A 21,647-nucleotide genomic window follows, 5' to 3' on the forward strand; every position below is an offset into this window, starting at 1 on the left:
CACAGGCACACGAGTACTTCGGCATAATTAGCCTCCTCCAGCAGGTCGATCAAATCGCACCAATGATCCATCAGGTTTCTGGAAGAATATAGTTTTTATACTCTGCGCGTTAGTCTTCCCCCACATACGAGCAGCAATGGACGACATGTCAGTGCTTGGCAAGTCCGCCTGCACCAAGACTCCGCCAGCTTGATTCGACTTCTTCTCTATCGCTCGAACTATCTTTGTCGGATCAAGATTCTTCGGTGTGTACACATCAATGGAACCGAGTCCATCAACATGCAAGTCCGCAGTTCGCTGCCCTTGAACACCTTTAGCTGACGCAGTGGTTTGGTGCGTAACATCGTACCCAAGACCAGATAATCCTTGTCCTGCACGTACTTCATTTGCGTCAGGTATTGCGCCGGGTTCAGTCTTAATCTTCCCTGCTGTTCCAGTCGCTTTTGGACCATCCCCCACAACACCAGAGTCCGTTTTGGGCACATGCAGCTTCCCGTCAACGGCACTCGCAATACGATCAACAACTTTACCGCCAACACGCTGCAACACAAGATCAGCAGCAGCGGATACTACGAAATCACCAACATTTTCGGCCAGGCTCACATCCCCCGGATGCGTTCCCGGCCTAAACGAGTCTATAACCTTCTGGCCTTCCGTCGAGGTATAACCACTGCTCAGGCGATCCACGCCGTCGCTATACTGCGATACGCTACCCGCGAAACCAACGGCTCCAAGCGCACACCCTAGCCCGAGTGAAACAGCACAAGTTCCCGCTCCTCCGACACCCGAGACGATAGCTCCGCCAGCGCCTCCAATGACACTACCGGCAGCGCTGGTGTAATAAAGCCCCTCCCCACGGCTGGAAACCGCGTCGTTAAACCGCTCACTAAGTGAGTAGCTGAACAAGCCACTTTCCTGAAGGCTGACTTGAAGCTCTGGGTACTGTGCCCCCTCCGCCTGCAGGGCCGTTAGAAATTCATAATTGGGGTCACTTGGCGGTATACCAGCAGCACAGGAAACCAGCGCACATGCGGCCGCGTCCCATGCTCTGGCTCTTTCTGGATCACGTTGAGTCAATTCATCCAAGAGCTTGGCTTCAGCACTGTGCAACTGCCTGTTATAAGCCGTCGCATTCTTCGCCAACTCAGCAGCCTTGGCCATGTCACCGCCGGTTGCCGTCGCAGCAGCCACACCGATCAACTGCGACACGGTCTGTTCAAGGCGCTTGTCACCCTTGATTACACCAGACAGTTGCTCGATGAGCAGCTCATTGGCACCAGCCGCCAACGCTCCAGTCTTGAAGTCGCCGCCAGTGGCTTCACTTAACAGCCCACCAATCACCGCATGCAACGCAACTTTCTCGGGGCTGCCTTCGGCCCAATTGGCTTTTTCTGCAAAGTCCCCCACGTTCTTGAACACGGAGGCCTGCAGCAAGTGCTGCACCTGCGCGGTCAGAGCGGTTTGCAAGTTGTCACCCAGGCTACCGCCTTGAATGGCGGTTTGAGCCAGCGCTTGGACTGCCCCTTGAGTCCCCAAGTAAGAGCCGAATTTAGCGATATCACTCGGCTTGCCCAGGTCAAAACCCTTAGTGACCTTATTGAGGTTATCGCCAGTGACACCAAAGGCGCTGTCCAGTACCCCAGAAGTAAAGCCTGCCGTGATGGCCGAGGTGGCATAACCTTTGAGGTTGTCGCTACTGAACGTTTCGCTCAGTACTGCCCCAAGATTGCCTCGATTATTGACAGTGCTAACTGCGGCTGTCCCGGCAGCAGACGAAATAGCTGCTGTAGCAGCGACGTTGGCCCACCCAGCCGCACTAGTCGCCGTCGCAGCAGCCCACACAGATGTGGAGGCCGCTGCCGTCCCCGCAGCAGTCGCTCCTGCTGCAGTACCCGCTGCGGTTGCTCCAGCTGCCGCCCCTGCACTGGCACCACCAGCCCCAGCAGCACTCGCCACTAGCCCACTAGCAGCCCCCGCCGTCAAGTACGCCACCACGATGGCGATGATCATCGCCGCAGCCCCACCCAACCCCGAATGGCTGTACTTGAAGGAGTCATGCACCTCCTTCACCTGGCGCCAATCCACATCACCTCGGGCTTCAGCCTCTTTCAGCCAAGCCAACTCGGGGTCGGCCTTGACCATGGCATCGATGGTCTGGCTGACCGACTGCCGGTTGACCTCCTTGATATCGATCTTCAGACCATCGACCGCCTGAATGACCAAGTCGCCCTGGGCGATCAGCTCACTCTGTTTCAGGGTCTCGTCGGTCTTGCCCTTGCCCTTGGCAGAGGTCCAGGCCCAGCTGTTGCTGCTCTTCTCATGGCTCTCCTGATCCAGATCCTTGACCGCTTCGAAGGTGATCGCACCGCCGCTGTCGAGGATCAGGTCGCCACCACTTTCCAGGCGTGCTTTCTGATAGAGCTGGTCGCCTTCGCTAACCAGGGTCAAATCACCGCCCGTGGTGATGGAACTACCAACGTTGCGCACGGTGGTGACTTCGTCTCGCTGGGTTTTCTTGCTGCCCCAGGAGCCCTTCTTCTTCATGTCGTAGAGGTAGTAGTCGCTGTTCTGCGCAGCCAGCAACGCCAGTTGCTCACCGGCATACAGGAAGGCCTCACCCTCGACCCTGAGCTGGCTGGCGCTGAGGATCAGGTTGCCTTCGGCCAGGACATCCAGATCCCCACCCGCCTCGATCACCGCCGTCTGCTGGCGTACGCTGCTATTCTCCTTGTCGACCTTCTTGCCACTGCGCTTGTAGTGGTACTCGCTGCTGCTCTCGTGGGCCGCTGCAGCGATGGTCACATCCCGGCCAGCATCCAGGGATATGTCGCTTTCTGCCTTGAGGCTGCTGGCCACCACAGCAATATCCTGCCCGGCAGTCACGGCCAGATCCCCGCCCACCTGCACATCGCCGCCATGCTGGGTGGTGCTGGTGGTGCTCCAGAAGTGGCGTCTGTCCTTGCGCATGCTGCCTTGCTCTTCGGCAGCAGCGGCGATGATCACGTCACCACCGGCATTCAACTTCGCATCGCCGCCTGCCTTGAGGTTGCCACCGATGTTCTGGATATCGCCCCCAGCGAGCAGTTGCAGATCGTTGCCCGCCTCGATGCCCGCTGCCTTGTCCACGACGCTGGTCAGCTGGCTGTAGCCCTTGCCCTCCACGCTCTGCTGGCTGATGGTGCGCTCGTTGCGGATGTCACCAGTCAGGGCAATCAGGGAAACGTCCTGGCCATTGATGATCCCACCCTGAGCGTTGCGAATGCTGTCGGTGGCCAGTAATTGCAGGCGCTGGTTGGCCTGCATCAGGCCACTGTTGGTTACGTTCGCAACGTTTACGTCAAGGCTCTTGGTGGCGCGCAAGGTGCCGCTGTTGTTGAGGCTGCCGCCGCTGATCAGAGCCACGTCCTGGCCCTGGATCAGTGCGCCGCTTGGTGCCAGGCGATCCCCGACCTGGGCCAGGTACAGCACTGGCACCAGTACTTTCTCGCCGTTCACCTCACGCTCTTCGAGCCAGACGATGTCATGGGTCAGCGCCGCGACCTGGGCAGAAGAGAGCCCGATACCAACCGACAGGTTCAGCGCATCCTTGCTGGCGATGGCGTTGTCCATCAGGTAGCGGAACTGTGCGTCGTTATTGGTGAAACCGTCGAGGTAGCGCTTGCCGGTACGCGCGGCGATCGCTTGCTCAAGCAGACGCTGTTCGTACAGACCGTCGCCAAGGCGCTTCTGTGCCACATCGTTCTCGAACCCCAGCAAGCCGAGCATGTAGTCGGAGCTGACAAACTGCTTGAGGTCGGCAAATGCCGGATTGGTTTCGATCAGGTAGCGGTGACCTGGATCGGTATTGGTCCGGAACAGACCATTCTGCCCCTGCGGCAGGCCGAAGCTCGGCAGGGCAATAGGGTCGACGGCCTGCTGCGCGGTGTTGGCAGGCAATTGCGGGTTGAGCTGCACGACCAGCGGTTGGGTGGCACTGCTGATGGTGGTTTCCAGCGTTTGCTCGGCACCCGCCTGGGGGGCGTTGTGAGCAAGAATGGAGTCATTGGTAATCGGCTGGGTGGCCTGGACGCGCACATCGCCGCCGGCCTGGATGATGCCAGGCGCGGCAACACCAATGGGCGTTTCGGTCTGGATATCGCTGACCAGACTCCAGCGTGCCAGGGCTGTCGGCAATACCTTGGGCAAGGGCTGCGCATTGTAGGGATGGATGTAGTTGTCGCGGAAACGCTCATCCGTCCCGTCTGTCACCCGACCGGTGTTGTAGCGGCGTACACGCTCGACCGAGGCCAGCGTGGCACCGGTGTTTTCCAGGCTATCGGCATCGATATCGATGTCACCGGCAGCACTCAGGGTGCTGTAACGGTTGGCGACTTCGGAACCCTTGAGCAGCAGATTCGCACCACTGTGAATACGCGCAGCTGCCGAGTCCTCCTCGACTCTGGCCTCGAAGCGCTCGGTCGCCAGATAGTCGACATTGTGGTGATCGCCACCGCAGTCATAGCAGACGACACTGATACCGCCGTAGGTCTGCGCGAGCTGCCAATCGAAGACTTCCTTGCGGTTGTGCAGCACCGTTGAACGCAGGGTCATATCCCGCGTGGACTCGATACTCGCCGAACGGTTCTCCAGCAGATCCAGGTTGCCACCCTGCTCATCGCGAGCGACATCCAGCGCACCCAGGCTGTAGATATCGCCGAACAGGTTGACCAGGCTGGCAGTGCGCAAGGTCATGTCCGCACCACTGAAGACCAGCCCCTGCTCGTTGCGCAGCGAGTCCGCCTCGATACGCAACAGGCCTGCACCGCCCAGCGTGCCGCGGTTGTCGAGGCTGCCCAGCGCAAGAGACATGTCTTGCGCTGCGGTCAGGCGCCCCCGGCTGAGCAGTTGGCCGCTCAGTTCGAAGCGCGCCGCACCGCCGCTCTTCGCTTCGGCGTCGCTGCCGAACTCGGCGCTTGCGGCCTTGAAAGTCAGATCGCCCAGGCTGCGCAACGCGCCATTACCCTGGTAACGGCCAGTGAGCGTCAAGTCGAGCGTGCCGTCGGTAGCGATCACACCATCGTTGACCCAGTTGTCCCCGTTGGCGGTGATGCTCTGCCGCGAGATCAACTGGCCCGTAGCCGTCTGGGTGAACTGGCCGATGTTCAGGGTCAGGCGCTCGGCCTGCAGTTCGCTGGTGTTGTTCCAGTCGTCTGCGCTCAGGCTCAGTTCGCCGTTGGTGCTGAAGCGGCCGCCGGCGTTCCCCAGATCGGCCAGATTCAGCTCGAATCCCTGGCTGCCGAGATGACGCATCGTGCCACCCTGGTTGCTCAGCGAGCCGCTGGCAAGGGCGAAGGCGGCGTTGCCGATTTCCACCAGGCCCTGGTCATTGTCGAACAGGTTGCCAACCTGGAAAGCGCTCTTGTCACTGCTCGCCAGGGCACGCAGTCGGCCATCTCGGTTCTGCACGCTATCGACGGCAAGCGCCAGCGCCTGGCTGGACTCGATCAAGCCCTGAGCATTGCTCAGCACCCCGCTCAGCTTCAGATCGATGACGTTGGCGGCGACGGCACCGCTCTGGTTGTCCAGCGACGCGGCATCGACGTGCAGCTCGCCGGCGGCCAGCACTTCACCGTCCTGGTTACTCAGGGCGCCGCCACCGAGTTCCAGGTTCCTTTGCGCAATGACTTGCCCCTGGCTGTTGCTGAGTTGCGCAGCCTGGATGTTGGCATTACCGGCGCTGAGCAGCTTGCCGCTGCTGTTGTCCAGCACCTCGACATCCGCCTCGAAGCTGCCGCGAGCGATCAGCTCGCCCCGGTTGGTGACGCTCCGGCTGTTGAGCACCAATGTGCTGTCGCTCACGAGCGTACCGTCCGCCTTGACGCCGGCCTCGACGACGCCCTGGTTATCCAGTTCACCGCCACCGATCTCGACACGATTGCCGGCGGCCAGGCTGTCCTTCACCTGGGTCTTGCCCGTGGCGCTGACCACAGCATTGCGCCCGGCGTAGGTATCGGCACCCAGCTCGATCTCCTCGGCAGCGAGCTTGAGGTCATTGCTGGCCGCGACCCGCGCCAGGCTCAGCTTGCCGTTGGCATCGATCTGGATGTCCCCGGCACTGGCCGCCATGTCGCCGGCCAGCTTCACGCCCACACCCTGCTCGGTGCCGACCAGACGAATGGCACCTGCGTACATGCCGCCAAGAGCCGAGCTGTCGATGGCCAGCATCGGCTTGTCCGAGCCATCGTCAGCCTTGGCGGCCGCAGCCAGCGTGGTGGCATCCACGTCGTTGCGGCCGGTGATGATGTTGAGCTTCTTCGCGTGCAGTTCGGCGTTGATCTGCGCGCTGCGGGTAATCAGGTCGAACTGGTCGACGTTGCCGGCATTGAGGCCCGCACCTTCGATGGAAATCTGCCCGCCATCGACGTCGAAACGCTGCAGGCGACCGTCCTCGACGACCGGGCTACCGGTGCTGAGCGTGACGCGAGGCGTGTTGATGAAGCCGCAGCCATCGCAGGTGATGCCGTGCGGGTTGGCGACGATGACCGCAGCCGAGCGCCCGGCCACTTCCGTGTAGCCCCTGAGCTGGCTGGCGTTGCCGCCGGTGACTTCGTTGAGAATCAGCCCGGCGGCACCGTTCTTCAGGTTCGGGTTGCCAACCACGTAGCCGCCCAACTGGGTCTGCACCACGTTCTGCGCACTGTTGTTGAGGATCAGCCCCTGTTGACCGACGTTGTAGTCGGTGAACTTGTTGTGCGACAGGCCACTGCCATTGGGTGTGGCGATATTGACCATCGGCACACCGTTCTGCGCCTGGGTCACGGCGGTGTTGCCAGCGGCGGCCTGGTCGACTGCCAGCTGCGCCGCCGTGGCGACGATCGGGTTGAGAAACAGTACGCCGGCAACAATCAGGGCGATGTTCTGATACAGGGGACTACGTACGTCCATGTCGATACTCCAACCAGCCATCCGGCCGGCAATCAGAAGAACAGGTCGAAACGGAAATAAACCGGGCGTTCGTCGCGCTCGATGGCGTCCGGACGCTCCAGGGAATGGGCAACGCTCACCGACGCGGCGAGGTGCTGGCCACGCAACGCGAATTCGACGGCGTTGCCGCTCATGCGTCCGCGTTGTTCCGGGTTATGGCGGCCGCCATGAATCACGCCGACGTCATAGGCCAGGGCCAGGCTGTATTCGTGGACGAAGGGGCGCAGTGCGTCCCAGGTCACCGCACGGCGCCAGCGCAGTTGATTGCGCCAGTAGCCGCCCGTATCGCCGGACAGCGATTCGTCCTTGAACCCGCGCACCGAGCTGAGACCACCGATGCTGATGCGTTGCGGGCTGAACAATACGTCCTCGCTCTTCTGGCCATAGGCGAGGCTGTCGAAGCTGAAGGACTCGCCCCACAGCTGGAACGGCTGCAGGTAGCTCAGGGTCAGGCTGTACTTGTTGTAGCGCGCCACCGGCTGGCTGCCTTGCGGATCGCCCGCGCGCTGGGCATCGAAGGCACCTATGCCTCGCTGCCAGCCGATATCCGCGTTGACGAAGGCCGAGCCGATACGCCGGCCATGGTTGAAACCCAGCTCCGCTTCGGACAGGCGGGTGCTGGAGGTGTCGATGCGACTACCCAGAATGAAATTGTTGGTGCGCAGATGGCTGACACCGAGGTTGAATGCCGTCTTGCTGACGCTGTCGCGATGCAGCACGCGCTCGCCACGCAGGGCGTGGGTCTTGCTGTCGCCGTCCTGCTCGAAGAGAAAGCCATTGCCCTCGCTCTGCGTGCGGTAGTAGCTCTGGCTGTAGCTGTAACTGAAGTTCCACCAGCCGTAGGGCACCTGATAGATCAGGCTCTGGCTGTGGGAGTGACGATAGCTGTCACTCACCGCATCGCGGCTGGCACGCAGGCTGAGCTGATCGGCCAGCCCCAGCGGACTGTCCCAGTCGAAGTTCAGGCCCCATTGCTGCTCGCCCGTGCTCGACTGCCCGTCGTTATGCCGAGTGAGGCCGGCACGCCAGGGCTTGCTGCGCTGCCCCTGCAACCTGACGCGACTGGCCCCTACGGCCTCGCCTGGCACCAGTTCCAGCTGAGCCTGGCGCGAAGGCAGGCGATTGAGCTGATCGACCAGTTGCTCCAGCTCGCGCAGATCCAGCACTTCGCCCGCCTGGCCCGGAAAGCCCATGGCCAGTTCACGCTCCGTGGCGAGTGCCGAACTGTCCAGCCCTTCCAGGTGACCTTCGACCACGATGACGCGCAATTCGCCCGAGGACAGATCCTGTTGCGGCAGGTAGGCACGCGAGGTCACGTAACCGCGGTCAATGTAGAACTGGGTGATGGCCTTGAGCAGCTCATTGAGCTGCCCGACGCCCAGGCACTGGCCGGTGAACCCCTGGAGGATGGTGCGCTGGTCGACCTCGCCGATCAGCTTGGCGCCCTCCAGGCGAATACGCCCGATGTCGAAACAACGTTCGTCTTCGACCGGCGCAGGTTGCAGCTCGGGGGTTTTACCGGGCAGTTGCTGGAGCTCGTCCAGGCGCCGCTGCTGTTCCTGCAACAGGCGCTCCTGGCGGTCACGGATCAGCTCCCGGTCACCTGGCGTCTGTGCCAGGGCAATAGCGGGGAGGGCAACACACAGCCATACGGCCAAAGGGCTACAACGGAAAGGCATGCCTTCAGTCCTTTGAATAGCAAAAAAACGGCGTCGGGAAATCGGCGCGAATTAGAGCATATGGCATCCTGCCATCAAAGGTTCACTTGATGAGTGGCATAGGACTAGATCCTAAAAGCGCGCCCCTATCCGACGAACGGCATATTGCCACTACAAAGGAGGCGTGCCGCCTACGACCCTCGCTCAGCGCGGTGCGTAGGCGAACACATCGGCGCGCATCTGGTGCGCGTCCATCCCGGCGTCGACCAGCGCATCGAGCGTGGCGTAGACCATGGCCGGGGAACCGCTGGCGTAGACGTGCAGCTCCTTGAGGTCGGAGAAGTCTTCGCGCACCGCTTCGTGCAACAGACCACAACGACCCTGCCAGCCACATTGGTCGCTGACCACCTGATGCAGATGCAGATTGGCCAGTTGCTGCCACTCGGCCCAATGCGGCAGCTGATAGAAGTCGTCGGGACGACGTGCGCCCCAGTACAGGTGCACCGGGTGGGCGAAGCCGCTGGCGCGGCAGTGTTCGATCAGGCTGTGCATCTGACCCATGCCGGTGCCGGCGGCGATCAGCACCAGCGGTCCTGCCGGCAGTTCGGCCAGGTGGGTATCGCCATAGGGCATCTGCACGCGGGCAAAGCCGTGTTCGCGCAGGTGCTCGAGCAGCAGGCGGGTGCTGTCTTCACGCGCCAGGATGTGCAATTCCAGTTCGCGACCGGAATGCGGTGCCGACGCCAGGGAGAAAGCGGCCATCTCGCCGTCCGGGCGCTGCAGCAGCAGGTATTGCCCGGCGTGATAGCGCGGCACCTTGCCGGCGGGCGTGCGCAGGCGCACGCGATAGACGTCGCCGCCCACGTCGAGGCACTCGATCATCTGGCAATTCAGCTCACGCACCGGCAGCTCGCCCGGCGCCAGCACGCCATCCCAGTGCAGCACGCAATCTTCCAGCGGCTCGGCCAGACAAGTGAACAGCTCGCCATGGTCCAGTTCGACACCGGACTGCAGCACCCGCCCCTCGACCAGCAGCGCCGCACAGATATGGCAGTTACCGTTGCGGCAGCTTTGCGGGCACTCGTAGCCCAGGCGCCGGGCGCCGTCGAGGATGCGCTCGCCCGGCTGCAGGGCCAGGGTGACGCCGGAAGGTTGCAGGGTGACATTCATCAATCGATTCCCAGCTCGCTCCACAACGCATCGACCCGCGCCACTACCGCAGGGTCCTTCTCGATGGCACGACCCCATTCGCGCGTGGTCTCGCCCGGCCACTTGTGGGTGGCGTCCAGGCCCATCTTCGAGCCCAGGCCGGAGATCGGCGAGGCGAAGTCGAGGTAGTCGATCGGCGTGTTGTCGATCATCACCGTGTCGCGCTTGGGGTCCATGCGCGTGGTAATCGCCCAGATCACGTCGTTCCAGTCCCGTGCGTTGATGTCGTCGTCGGTGACGATAACGAACTTGGTGTACATGAACTGTCGCAGGAACGACCACACACCGAGCATTACGCGCTTGGCGTGGCCGGGGTACTGCTTCTTCATGGTCACCACCGCCATGCGGTAGGAACATCCTTCCGGCGGCAGGTAGAAGTCGGTGATCTCCGGGAACTGCTTCTGCAGGATCGGTACGAACACCTCGTTCAGCGCCACGCCGAGAATCGCCGGCTCATCGGGCGGGCGGCCGGTGTAGGTGCTGTGGTAGATCGGCTCGCGGCGGCGGGTGATGCGCTCGACGGTGAACACCGGGAAGGTATCGACCTCGTTGTAGTAGCCGGTGTGATCGCCGTAGGGCCCCTCCGGTGCGGTTTCGCCCGGATGGATCACGCCCTCCAGCACGATCTCGGCACTGGCCGGCACCTGCAGCTCGCTGCCGACGGCCTTGATCAGCTCGGTGCGATGACCACGCAGCAGCCCGGCGAAGGCGTACTCGGAAAGGGTATCGGGCACCGGGGTGACCGCGCCGAGGATGGTCGCCGGGTCAGCACCCAGCGCCACGCAGACCGGGTACGGTTTGTCCGGGTGCTTCTGGCACCATTCGCGGTAGTCCAGCGCACCGCCACGGTGGCTGAGCCAGCGCATGATCACCTTGTTGCGGCCGATCACCTGCTGGCGGTAGATGCCGAGGTTCTGCCGTTCCTTGTTCGGGCCCTTGGTGATGGTCAGGCCCCAGGTGATCAGCGGCGCCACGTCGCCTGGCCAGCAGTGCTGGATCGGCAGCTTGCCCAGATCGACGTCGTCACCCTCCTCGATCACCTCATGGCAGGGTGCGTCCTTGACCACCTTGGGCGCCATGGAGATGACCTTCTTGAAGATCGGCAGCTTGCTCCAGGCATCCTTGAGGCCTTTCGGCGGCTCGGGCTCCTTGAGGAAGGCCAGCAACTTGCCGATCTCGCGCAGCTCGGACACATCCTCGGCGCCCATGCCCAGCGCCACGCGCTTGGGCGTGCCGAACAGGTTGCCGAGCACCGGCACGTCGAAGCCCGTGGGCTTTTCGAACAGCAGCGCCGGACCACCCTTGCGCAGGGTGCGGTCGCAGATTTCGGTCATTTCCAGAACGGGGGATACCGGGGTCTGGATGCGCTTGAGTTCGCCGCGCTTTTCCAGTTCACGGATGAAGTCGCGCAGGTCGCGATACTGCATGCAGGAGCCTCGTGTCGGGCTGGCTTGGGTCAGCCGTAAAGTTTAGCGCCGAAGTCGGGCTTTCAGAAGGCTTGAAAGCCTCCAGATACGACAAGGCCGGGTTTCCCCGGCCTCGTGGCACAGCGCAAGGTCTTACTTGCGCTTCATCGACAGGAAGAACTCGTCGTTGGTCTTCGTCGCTTTCAGCTTGTCGATGAGGAACTCGATGGCGGCGATCTCGTCCATCGGGTGCAGCAGCTTGCGCAGAATCCACATGCGCGACAGCTCTTCCTCGCCGGTCAGCAACTCTTCACGACGGGTGCCCGACTTGTTGATATTGATCGCCGGGAAGGTGCGCTTCTCGGCCACGCGACGGTCGAGGATCAGCTCCATGTTGCCGGTGCCCTTGAATTCCTCGTAGATCACTTCGTCCATCTTCGAGCCGGTCTCGATCAGCGCGGTGGCGAGGATGGTCAGCGAGCCGCCTTCCTCGATGTTGCGCGCGGCACCGAAGAAGCGCTTCGGCTTCTCCAGGGCATGGGCGTCGACACCACCGGTCAGCACCTTGCCGGAGCTCGGGATCACGGTGTTGTAGGCACGTGCCAGACGGGTGATGGAGTCGAGCAGGATGACCACATCCTTCTTGTGCTCGACCAGGCGCTTGGCCTTCTCGATGACCATCTCGGCAACCTGCACGTGGCGGGTCGGCGGCTCGTCGAAGGTGGAGGCGACCACTTCGCCGCGCACGGTGCGCTGCATCTCGGTCACTTCTTCCGGACGCTCGTCGATCAGCAGGACGATCAGGTGCACTTCCGGGTTGTTGCGCGTGATGTTCGACGCGATGTTCTGCAGCATGATGGTCTTGCCCGCCTTCGGCGGGGCGACGATCAGGCCACGCTGGCCCTTGCCGATCGGCGCGCAGAGGTCGATCACACGGCCGGTGATGTCCTCGGTGGAGCCGTTGCCGGCCTCCATGGTCAGGCGCTTGTTGGGGAACAGCGGCGTCAGGTTCTCGAAGAGAATCTTGCTCTTGGCGTTCTCCGGGCGGTCGAAGTTGATGCTGTCGACCTTGAGCAGGGCGAAGTAACGCTCGCCTTCTTTCGGCGGGCGGATCTTGCCGACGATGGTGTCACCGGTACGCAGGTTGAAGCGGCGGATCTGGCTGGGCGAGACATAGATGTCGTCCGGGCCGGCCAGGTAGGAGGAGTCCGCGCTGCGCAGGAAGCCGAAACCGTCCTGGAGGATCTCCAGCACGCCGTCACCGGAAATTTCCTCGCCGCTTTTGGCATGCTTCTTCAGCAGGGCGAAGATGATGTCCTGTTTGCGCGAACGGGCCATGTTTTCCAGGCCCATCTGTTCGGCCATGTCCAGCAGTTCGGCAATCGGCTTTTGCTTGAGTTCGGTCAGATTCATAGGAATGACGTGATCATCGAGAGGGGAAGAAAGCTGTTAGCTTGAGAGGCCGCGCCGCAGAGAAGGCGACAGGATCGCGAACGAGTTCGTATAGGAATGAATCGGCGACGGCGTGCAGAGGGCTGCATAGAAAATGCAGCGAGGCCGAATTTAACACCACGAAAATACAGCGTCTACCCCAAAAAACGCAAAACCCCGCAAAAAGCGGGGTCTTCATCAGGCAGCGTGGGGTGGATGACGCTGATCTCATCCACCACCCTGCGACTCAGATGTTGCTGTCGAGGAACGCAGCCAGTTGCGACTTGGACAGGGCGCCGACCTTGGTCGCCTCGACGTTGCCGTTCTTGAACAGCATCAGGGTCGGGATACCGCGTACGCCGTACTTCGGCGGGGTTTCCTGGTTCTCGTCGATGTTGAGTTTGCACACCTTGAGTTTGCCCTGGTATTCCTTGGCGATCTCGTCCAGCACCGGTGCAATCATCTTGCACGGGCCGCACCACTCAGCCCAGTAGTCGACCAGAACCGGACCCTCAGCCTGGATGACGTCCTGGTCGAAGCTGGCGTCGCTGACGTTGGTGATGAATTCGCTCATGAGAGTCTCCGTATATTCGGAAGCAAAAAGTGGCGACATCATAGCCCGGCTTGAGTGTCACCGAAAGGCGCTGGCGATTGAGCCTTTCAATACCCCTGTGGGGTACGCCTCAATCACCCAGGGTGGTGAAGGCGATGCCGGTGCGCAGCGCTGCGGCGCGGATGTGCTGCTGCATGGCCTTCTGCGCCGGCCCCGCAGCATGCCGGGCCAGGGCCTTGAGGATCTTGCGGTGTTCCTGCCAGGTTTCCATGGCCCGCTCGGGACGGATGAACGGCAGTTTCTGGCTTTCCAGGAAGATGTCCGCGCTGGAGGTCACCAGGGCGAACATCGCCTGGTTGCCACTGGCGGCGAGAATGCGTCGGTGAAACTCGAAATCCAGCCGCGTCGCCTGCTCGAAGTCCCCAGCGCGCAACGCCTGGCGCATCTGCTCGACGTTGTCTTCGAGGATGTCCAGCTCTTCGGCGGTCATCACGCCGGCCGCCAGCCCGCAGGCGAAACCCTCCAGCGCGAAGCGCAGCTGGAAGGTGTCGGCCGCCGACACCTGAGCGGCAAAGGGCCAGACGAAACCACCCGCAGTCTCGACCTTCGGCGCCTCCTGGACGAACACGCCCTTGCCGGCCTGCACGCTGACCAGCCCCAGGGCGCTGAGCGACGACAGGGCCTCGCGCAACGAGGCGCGGCTGACGCCGAGGCGCTCGGCCAGGTCGCGCTGCGACGGCAACGCATCGCCGGGGCGATAGCCCTCCTCCTCGATCAGGCGACGAATCGCCTGCAGAGCGTACTCGGGTACCGCGCGAGGAGCAGAAGCATTCATGGCTGTTCGGGCCGGTCAGTCCAGTGGAGCCGCCTTTGTAAGGCCAGAGACCCACTTCAGGCAAGTGACGCCCCCTTGTGGAACAGGCCTGCGAAGGAACGCACCGAGATGGCACAGGATTGCATCTGACCAATCGGTCAATTACCGCAACTGTTCAGACCAGTAAGACCTTATCAATACTCGCCTGAGGCGATGCAAGCCGCTATTTCATTGAACCTGGCACAACCGATGCACTGCACGATCCCGTGCAAAACCCATCCGTTTTCATCCTTTCACTGGAGCACGACATGCGCAGAATCCATCGCAACCTGCTGGCCACCCTGTTCGCCGCCCTGACCCTCGGCGCCACCAGCGCCCACGCCGACGCACTCCAGGACATCGGCGCCGCCGGCACACTGAAAGTCGCAGTGCCGCAGGACTTCCCGCCATTCGGCTCTGTCGGCCCGGACCTGCAGCCGCGCGGCCTGGACATCGACACCGCACAGCTGCTGGCCGACAAGCTGGCGGTGAAACTCGAGCTGACCCCGGTCAACAGCACCAACCGCATTCCCTTCCTCACCACCGGCAAGGTCGACCTGGTGATTTCCAGCCTGGGCAAGAACGCCGAGCGCGAGGCCGTGATCGACTTCTCCTCGCCCTACGCGCCCTTCTACCTCGGCGTGTTCGGCCCGGAAGACGCCAGCATCGCCAGCCTCGATGACCTCGACGGCAAGACCATCAGCGTCACCCGTGGCTCGATCGAGGACATCGAGCTGAGCAACGTCGCCCCGAAAGGCGCCACCATCAAGCGCTTCGAGGACAACAACTCGACCATCGCCGCCTACCTGTCGGGCCAGGTCGACCTGATCGCCAGCGGCAACGTGGTGATGGTGGCCATCTCCGAGAAGAACCCCAAGCGCGTGCCGAGCATGAAGCTCAAGCTCAAGGACTCGCCGGTGTACGTCGGGGTGAACAAGAACCAGGCCGCGCTGCTGGACAAGGTCAACGCCATCATCGCCGCCGCCAAGGCCGACGGCAGCCTCGACGCGATCAGCCAGAAGTGGCTGAAGCAACCGCTGCCGGCTGACCTCTGAGCCGCGCGGGAGCCGAGCCATGGCGTACCAGTTCGACTTCGCCGCCGTCCTGCAGCACAGCGACCTGCTGCTGCAGGGTGCGGCCTTCACCCTCGGCCTGACCGCGGTCGGCACCCTGCTGGGTGTCGGCCTCGGTATCGTCGGGGCCATACTGCGCGCCTGGCGCATCCGCCCGTTCGAGCGCATCTTCGGCGTCTATGTGGAGCTGATCCGCAACACGCCATTCATCGTCCAGCTGTTCTTCATCTTCTTCGGCCTGCCTTCGCTCGGCGTGCGCCTGAGCGAGTGGGAGGCCGCCGTGCTGGCGATGGTGATCAACCTCGGCGCCTATTCCACGGAGATCATCCGTGCCGGCATCCAGGCCATTCCGGCCGGGCAGCTGGAAGCCGCCGCCGCGCTGGCCATGAGTCGCTTCGAGACCTTCCGCCACGTGGTGCTGCGCCCGGCCCTGGGCAAGGTGTGGCCGGCGCTGTCGAGCCAGATCATCATCGTCATGCTGGGTTCGGCGGTGTGTTCGCAGATTTCCACCGAGGAGCTGTCGTTCGCCGCCAACTTCATCCAGTCGCGCAACTTCCGCGCCTTCGAGACCTACCTGCTGACCACCGCGCTGTACCTGCTCATGGCCATCCTGATCCGCCAGCTGCTGGCCTGGGTCGGCCGTCGTTTCATCATGGGAGCCCGCTGATGGACTTCACCCTCTGGGACATCCTGCGCAACCTGCTCACCGGCCTGCAATGGACGCTGCTGCTGTCGCTGGTGGCCTTCGTCTGCGGCGGCATCGCCGGCCTGCTGGTCCTGCTGGCACGCCTGTCGCCCCTGTCTGCGCCACGCATCCTGGCCCGCGGCTACATCGAGCTGTTTCAGGGCACGCCGCTGCTGATGCAGCTGTTCCTGGTGTTCTTCGGCATCGCCTTGCTCGGCATCGACGTATCGCCCTGGCTGGCAGCCGCCACGGCCCTGACCCTGTTCACCAGCGCCTTCCTCGCCGAGATCTGGCGCGGCTGCGTCGAATCGATCGCCCGAGGTCAGTGGGAGGCCGCCGAGAGCCTGGCCATGAGTCGCCTGGAAACCCTGCGCCACGTGGTCCTGCCGCAGGCGCTGCGCATTGCCGTGGCGCCCACCGTCGGCTTCTCGGTGCAGGTGGTCAAGGGCACCGCGGTGACCTCGATCATCGGTTTCACCGAGCTGACCAAGACCGGCAGCATGCTGGCCAACGCCACGTTCGAGCCCTTCATGGTCTACGGCTTCGTCGCCCTCGGTTACTTCCTGCTCTGCTACCCGCTGTCCCTCGCTGCATACCGCCTGGAAAGGAGGCTCAATGTCACTGCTTAACGTCACCGCGCTGCACAAGTACTACGGCGACAACCATGTACTCAAGGGCATCGACCTCAGGGTGGAGGAAGGCGAAGTGGTCGCCATCATCGGCCGCAGCGGTTCGGGCAAGAGCACCTTCCTGCGCACCCTGAACGGCCTGGAGTCGATCAACGACGGCGTGATCGAAGTGGACGGCGAGTACATCGACGCCGCCCGCGCCGATCTGCGCAGCCTGCGGCAGAAAGTCGGCATGGTGTTCCAGCAGTTCAACCTGTTCCCGCACCTGACCGTCGGCGAGAACGTCATGCTCGCACCGCAGGTGGTGAAGAAGACCTCGCGCGCCGACGCAGAGGCCGTCGCCCGGCAGATGCTCGAACGGGTCGGCCTGGCCGAGAAGTTCGACGCCTACCCCGAGCGTCTCTCCGGCGGCCAGCAGCAGCGCGTGGCCATCGCCCGCGCACTGGCCATGTCACCCAAGGTACTGCTGTGCGACGAGATCACCTCGGCGCTCGACCCCGAGCTGGTCAACGAGGTGCTGGCGGTGGTCAAGCAACTGGCCAGCGAAGGCATGACCCTGATCATGGTCACCCACGAGATGCGCTTCGCCCGCGAAGTGGGCGACAAGCTGGTGTTCATGCACCAGGGCAAGGTGCACGAGATCGGCGACCCCAAGGCGCTGTTCGCCGCGCCGCACACCGAGGAACTGCGCAACTTCATCGGCTCGGTGAACCTGTGAACGCCATGCCGCCCCTGCCGCTGCACATCGAGCCGCTGACCCGCGAGGCCTTCGCCCCGTTCGGCGAGGTGATCGAGACCGCCGATGCCCGCTCCTTTCCGATCAACGCCGGGACCACCACCCGCTATCACGACCTGGCCCGGGTGGAACTGGCCGGCGAGGCGCCGCGCACCCTGGTCAACCTGTTCGAGGGTCAGGCCTGGCATGTGCCCATCGAGATTCGCATGCTCGAACGACACCCCCTGGGCAGCCAGGCGTTCTACCCGGTGGACGGCGGACGCATGCTGATCGTCGTCGCCCCGCCTGGCGAACTGGACGAATCGCGCATCCGTGCCTTCGTCAGCGCAGCGGATCAAGGCATCAACTACGCCCGTGGCACCTGGCACCACCCGCTGCTGAGCCTGCAACGCCCTGCTCGCTTCCTCGTGGTGGATCGCGGCGGCAATGGTCACAACTGCGAAGAGCGGATGCTCGAACGACCGCTGCAAGCCCTGCTCTGAGCCATTGGGCGCATCGCACGGCGCCACCTGCGCGGGCACAGGCGCTGCGCCCTGGATACTCCGGGGCGTAAGGCACCTGTGATTTCGTGACCGGGGTTCCAGGTCACGTCACTCCGTCGCAATCCACCGCTGGAGGTGCTTGCCGTCGCGGCGGATTTGCCACAGGCTAGCCGCTCGGACGCAGCCGTCCGGCGAGCCGCGACTGGCTTGCCTCGTGCCTGCGCACAGGGTCTGCTGAGCAGCAGGAAGCAACATGACGGCTCAGGGCGGCTTGCCGCACGACTCAGCCGCGCCATCCCAACAAGGAGCATCAGATGGTTTCTCTCCGTTCAGTCCCGGCCGTGATCGGCATGCTGCTGTTGAGCACCGGCGCTTGCGCCGAGACAGGCAGCGAAGGCAGCACTATCAAGGAGTCGGCCAAGGCGGCGGTGTCCTCGGCGATATCGGCCGGGAAGAACCTGCTGGGCGGCATCACCGAAGGCGTGATCGATGGCCGCGAGTCGGCCCAGGGCGCCGATGGCGCACAGGTCATCTCCAACCACGAGCAGATGGCGGACATCGTCCAGGTCGACGTGCTGAAAACGCAGCCGGACGGCGACAACCTGCGCGTCACGCTCGGCCTGAAGAATACTTCCGCCACGCAACTGCGCCTGATCAACCTGACGCAGACCGGCGCGCTCCTGGCGATCGACGCCGATGGCTACGCCAACCCGCTGCTGCCAGGGCTGCAGAATCCGGACGAAATCACCGTTCCGGCGAACGCAGGCGTACGCCAGGTCTTCATCTTCGCCGGGCCGATGGACAGCGGCGTGTCGGTGCGGCTCTGGGGCCAGGACTACCCCGTTCACTGATCCGCCAGCCGGCATGAGCAGCGGATCGGCCATTCTGCGACATCCGTATGCGTTGGCTCATCCGCTCAGTCGTGGCAGGATGGCGCGGAAATCGAACGAGATGCCGCCATCATGCCCCAAGCCCCTGCCGAGAGTTTCCCCCTGATCGCCGCCATCGACCTGGGCTCGAACAGTTTCCATATGGTGCTGGCCAAGGCCGACAATCACGAGATCCGCATCCTCGAGCGACTCGGCGACAAGGTACAGCTGGCGGCAGGCCTGGACGACGAGCGCCAGCTCAGTGAAGAAGCCATGCAGCGCGGCCTCGACTGCCTGCGCCGCTTCGCCCAGTTCACCACCAGCCTGCCGGAAGGCGCGGTGCGCGTGGTCGGTACCAACGCCCTGCGTGAAGCGCGCAACCGGGCGGTGTTCATCCGCCGTGCCGAGGAGATTCTCGGCCACCAGGTCGAGGTCATTTCCGGGCGCGAGGAAGCGCGCCTGATCTACCTGGGTGTGTCCCACAGCATCGCCGACACGCCGGGCAAGCGCCTGGTCGCCGATATCGGCGGCGGCAGCACCGAATTCATCATCGGCCAGCGCTTCGAGCCGCTGTTGCGTGAAAGCCTGCAGATGGGCTGCGTCAGCTTCACCCAGCGCTACTTCAAGGACGGCAAGATCACTCCGGCGCGCTACGCCCAGGCCTACACCGCTGCGCGCCTGGAGCTGATGGGCATCGAGCAGGGCCTGCGCCGCCTCGGCTGGGAAGACGCCGTGGGCGCTTCCGGCACCATCAAGGCCATCGGCCTGGCGACCAAGGCGGCCGGCCTGGGCAGTGGCGAAGTCACGCTCGAAGGCCTGGCCTGGCTCAAGCGCAAGCTGTTCAAGCTCGGCGAGGTGGAGAAGATCGACCTCGACGGCATCAAGCCGGATCGCCGCGGCATCTTCCCGGCCGGCCTGGCGATTCTCGAAGCCATCTTCGACGCCTGCGACATCCAGCGCATGACCCACTCCGAGGGCGCCCTGCGCGAGGGCGTGCTGTACGACCTGCTCGGCCGCCATCAGCATGAGGATGTACGCGAACGCACCCTGTCGGCCTTCATGGAGCGCTACCACGTCGACGTCGACCAGGCCGCACGGGTCGAGAGCAAGGCGCTCTCGGCGCTGGACAAGGTGGCCAGCGACTGGGGCCTGACCGACGACTGGCACCGCGAGCTGCTGAGCTGGGGCGCCAAGGTGCACGAGGTGGGCCTGGACATCGCCCACTACCAGTACCACAAGCACGGCGCCTACCTGATCGAACACTCCGACCTGGCCGGCTTCTCGCGCCAGGACCAGCAGATGCTGGCACTGCTGGTACGCGGCCACCGCCGCAACATCCCCAAGGACAAGTTCGCCGACTTCGGCGAGGAAGGTGTGCAGCTGATGCGCCTGTGCGTGCTGCTGCGCTTCGCCATTCTCTTCCACCACATCCGGGGCTCCCAGAGCATGCCCGAGGTGCAGTTCAAGATCGGCGACAACAGCCTGGAAATTCACTTCCCCGACGGCTGGCTGGCGGCCAACCCGCTGACCCAGGCCGACTTCGAGGCCGAGGCCGAGTGGCTCAAGCGCATCGACCTGGCGCTGAGCGTGCGCTGACCCTCCCCGACCTGAATCGCAGCAGGGTGACAGCCCTCCGCCAGCGTTGCCTGGCGGGTTGCACCCGCCCTACGGCTGCAGCGCGAAGTCCAGCACCTGCACGCTGCTGACGAAGGCATTGCCGGCATGGTCGCGCCCCGGGGCCACCAGCAGCGCGTTGGGCAGGCCCAGCGCATTCAGGCGCTGATGGAATTCACGCGTGTTGTCCACCATGCGCCGTTCGGCCAGGTGGCGTTGCCGCGCATCCTTGAGCTCTGCACCGGCCGCAGGTTGTTCGCCACCCCCGACGCTGAGCAGCAGGCGCACCTGCGGTCGGTGCTCCTGCCCTGCGTGGGCCTGCAACAGGTCGAAGGCATAGCGCCGGTTCCACCACAGTGACGGACTGGAGGCGAAATAGCGCTGGAACGCCTGCGGACGGCTGAGCATCGTGTAGAGGGTGAACAGGCCGCCGTAGGAGTGGCCGAACAGCGTCTGCCGCTGCGGGTCGACCTTGTAGCGCGTGGCGACCAGTGGCTTGACCTCATCCTCGAGAAAGTCGAGGAAGCGCTCGGCGCCGCCCTGCCGGGTGGCCAGCCGATCACCGGTGTCGCGCATGTCCGGCGCGGGCGGCGTGTAGTCCTCGGCGCGCGCCGGGACATCGAAAGGCGCATCGCCCGGGTAGCCGATGCCCACCACCAGCACGGCCTCGCGACCGTCGCGGGAGGCATGCGGCTGATACATCAGCGCCTGCTGCGACAGCAGCGGGAAGAACAGGTTGGCATCGAGCACATAGACCACCGGGTAGCCCTGTGGCGGCGCCTCGCCCTGCGGCCGGGACAGGTACAGGCGATAGGTGCGCCCGGTATGCCGGGACTGCAGCTCGCGCATTTCCGCCTGCGCCAGCGTCGCCGGCTGCCAGGGCTCGGCCTGCAGCGCAGGAGAGGACAGCAGCGCCAGCAGGCAGAGGACGACGCTAGCCCTCATCGGCCATGCCCTCGCTCCAGGTGATGCTCAGGTTTTCCCGGCGGGCGAAGCGCACCAGGTGGTCGTCGAGTACGAAGCGGATGCGTGCGGCAGCCTCATCGTCATCGGCCTGGCAGTCGAAGCGCAGGCTGTCCGCATCGGCCTGCATCAGGCAGCGCCCGAACGGGAAACGTGCATCGGCGCTGCGCTCATCGAACTCCACGGCAATCTTGTGGCGAAAGTGCTTGCACAGCTTGGTCATGTACAGCGAGGCAGAGGCGGTAACCGCGGCGCCTTGGAATCGGATCATGCAGGAAGGCTCATCAGGTGGCGGCGGGTGGACCCGCTGTTATCGGGATTGGATAGTGGGTGGCGCTCTTGCCATCCACCACCGCGTACATCAAACGGTGGACGGGTGAAGCGTCGTCCACCCTACGTGAGACCACGTGTTGCAACCGTAGGGGGGATGACGCTCTTCTCATCCACCACCGCGCATACCGAACGGTGGACGGGTGAAGTGTCGTCCGCCCTACGTGAGACCACATGTTGCAACCGTAGGGTG

16 protein-coding genes are annotated in these 21,647 nt (G+C 63.6%); 7 read left to right on the forward strand and 9 right to left on the reverse strand.

Going from position 1 to position 21,647, the window contains the following annotated elements; all coding sequences use genetic code 11:
- Nucleotides 1–27: 27 nt before the first annotated feature.
- The 7 genes from EPK82_RS20510 to EPK82_RS20540 form a co-directional block, all read right to left on the reverse strand.
- A complete protein-coding gene (locus EPK82_RS20510; protein ID WP_167494388.1) occupies nt 28–6,924 on the reverse strand; it encodes a two-partner secretion domain-containing protein in 6,897 nt (2,298 codons plus the stop codon).
- Nucleotides 6,925–6,956: 32 nt separating this feature from the next.
- Nucleotides 6,957–8,642, reverse strand: a complete 1,686-nt coding sequence (locus tag EPK82_RS20515; RefSeq protein ID WP_150607572.1) for a ShlB/FhaC/HecB family hemolysin secretion/activation protein — start codon at nt 8,640–8,642, stop codon at nt 6,957–6,959.
- 183 nt (nt 8,643–8,825) lie between these two features.
- Nucleotides 8,826–9,791 carry a CDP-6-deoxy-delta-3,4-glucoseen reductase gene (locus EPK82_RS20520; RefSeq protein WP_134677854.1) on the reverse strand — a complete coding sequence of 322 codons (966 nt, stop codon included), beginning with the start codon at nt 9,789–9,791 and terminating at the stop codon, nt 8,826–8,828.
- Nucleotides 9,791–11,257 carry a 4-hydroxy-3-polyprenylbenzoate decarboxylase gene (ubiD, locus tag EPK82_RS20525; protein ID WP_003458631.1) on the reverse strand — a complete coding sequence of 489 codons (1,467 nt, stop codon included), beginning with the start codon at nt 11,255–11,257 and terminating at the stop codon, nt 9,791–9,793. The genes EPK82_RS20520 and ubiD overlap by 1 nt, the downstream gene beginning before the upstream one ends.
- A gap of 132 nt (nt 11,258–11,389) precedes the next feature.
- A complete protein-coding gene (rho, locus tag EPK82_RS20530; protein WP_037052884.1) occupies nt 11,390–12,649 on the reverse strand; it encodes a transcription termination factor Rho in 1,260 nt (419 codons plus the stop codon).
- Nucleotides 12,650–12,914: 265 nt separating this feature from the next.
- A complete protein-coding gene (gene trxA / locus EPK82_RS20535) occupies nt 12,915–13,241 on the reverse strand; it encodes a thioredoxin TrxA (RefSeq protein WP_037052882.1) in 327 nt (108 codons plus the stop codon).
- A gap of 109 nt (nt 13,242–13,350) precedes the next feature.
- Nucleotides 13,351–14,055: a FadR/GntR family transcriptional regulator gene (locus EPK82_RS20540; RefSeq protein WP_134677855.1), complete on the reverse strand. Its 705-nt coding sequence runs from the start codon at nt 14,053–14,055 to the stop codon at nt 13,351–13,353.
- Between the two features lie 287 nt (nt 14,056–14,342).
- Between EPK82_RS20540 and EPK82_RS20545 the strand changes: the two genes are divergently transcribed.
- The 7 genes from EPK82_RS20545 (at nt 14,343) to ppx (ending at nt 20,143) form a co-directional block, all read left to right on the forward strand.
- Nucleotides 14,343–15,128 carry a transporter substrate-binding domain-containing protein gene (locus EPK82_RS20545; RefSeq protein ID WP_037052876.1) on the forward strand — a complete coding sequence of 262 codons (786 nt, stop codon included), beginning with the start codon at nt 14,343–14,345 and terminating at the stop codon, nt 15,126–15,128.
- Between the two features lie 19 nt (nt 15,129–15,147).
- On the forward strand, nt 15,148–15,813 hold the full coding sequence (locus EPK82_RS20550; protein WP_037052874.1) for an amino acid ABC transporter permease: 666 nt from the start codon (nt 15,148–15,150) through the stop codon (nt 15,811–15,813).
- Nucleotides 15,810–16,460, forward strand: coding sequence for an amino acid ABC transporter permease (locus tag EPK82_RS20555; protein WP_197738871.1), 651 nt, complete (start codon nt 15,810–15,812; stop codon nt 16,458–16,460). The genes EPK82_RS20550 and EPK82_RS20555 overlap by 4 nt, the downstream gene beginning before the upstream one ends.
- Complete coding sequence (locus EPK82_RS20560; RefSeq protein ID WP_037052868.1) at nt 16,447–17,178, forward strand: amino acid ABC transporter ATP-binding protein; 732 nt, start codon at nt 16,447–16,449, stop codon at nt 17,176–17,178. Before EPK82_RS20555 ends, EPK82_RS20560 begins: the two co-directional genes overlap by 14 nt.
- A gap of 5 nt (nt 17,179–17,183) precedes the next feature.
- Entirely contained in the window at nt 17,184–17,678 is a 495-nt protein-coding gene (locus EPK82_RS20565) for an ureidoglycolate lyase (protein ID WP_394346207.1), read from the forward strand.
- Between the two features lie 314 nt (nt 17,679–17,992).
- Nucleotides 17,993–18,529 (forward strand): hypothetical protein, encoded by a 537-nt coding sequence (locus EPK82_RS20570; protein ID WP_373921565.1) that lies wholly within the window; start codon nt 17,993–17,995, stop codon nt 18,527–18,529.
- A 111-nt stretch (nt 18,530–18,640) separates the two neighbouring features.
- Nucleotides 18,641–20,143 (forward strand): exopolyphosphatase, encoded by a 1,503-nt coding sequence (gene ppx / locus EPK82_RS20575; RefSeq protein WP_037052866.1) that lies wholly within the window; start codon nt 18,641–18,643, stop codon nt 20,141–20,143.
- Between the two features lie 69 nt (nt 20,144–20,212).
- On the opposite strand, the gene EPK82_RS20580 is transcribed toward ppx, so the two are convergent.
- Both EPK82_RS20580 and EPK82_RS20585 read right to left on the reverse strand, forming a co-directional pair.
- On the reverse strand, nt 20,213–21,106 hold the full coding sequence (locus EPK82_RS20580; RefSeq protein ID WP_134677859.1) for an alpha/beta hydrolase: 894 nt from the start codon (nt 21,104–21,106) through the stop codon (nt 20,213–20,215).
- Nucleotides 21,096–21,395, reverse strand: coding sequence for a DUF2218 domain-containing protein (locus tag EPK82_RS20585; RefSeq protein WP_134677860.1), 300 nt, complete (start codon nt 21,393–21,395; stop codon nt 21,096–21,098). Before EPK82_RS20585 ends, EPK82_RS20580 begins: the two co-directional genes overlap by 11 nt.
- Nucleotides 21,396–21,647 lie beyond the last annotated feature (252 nt).

The organism is Ectopseudomonas khazarica (assembly GCF_004521985.1).
GTDB classification, from domain to species: Bacteria; Pseudomonadota; Gammaproteobacteria; order Pseudomonadales; family Pseudomonadaceae; genus Aquipseudomonas; species Aquipseudomonas khazarica.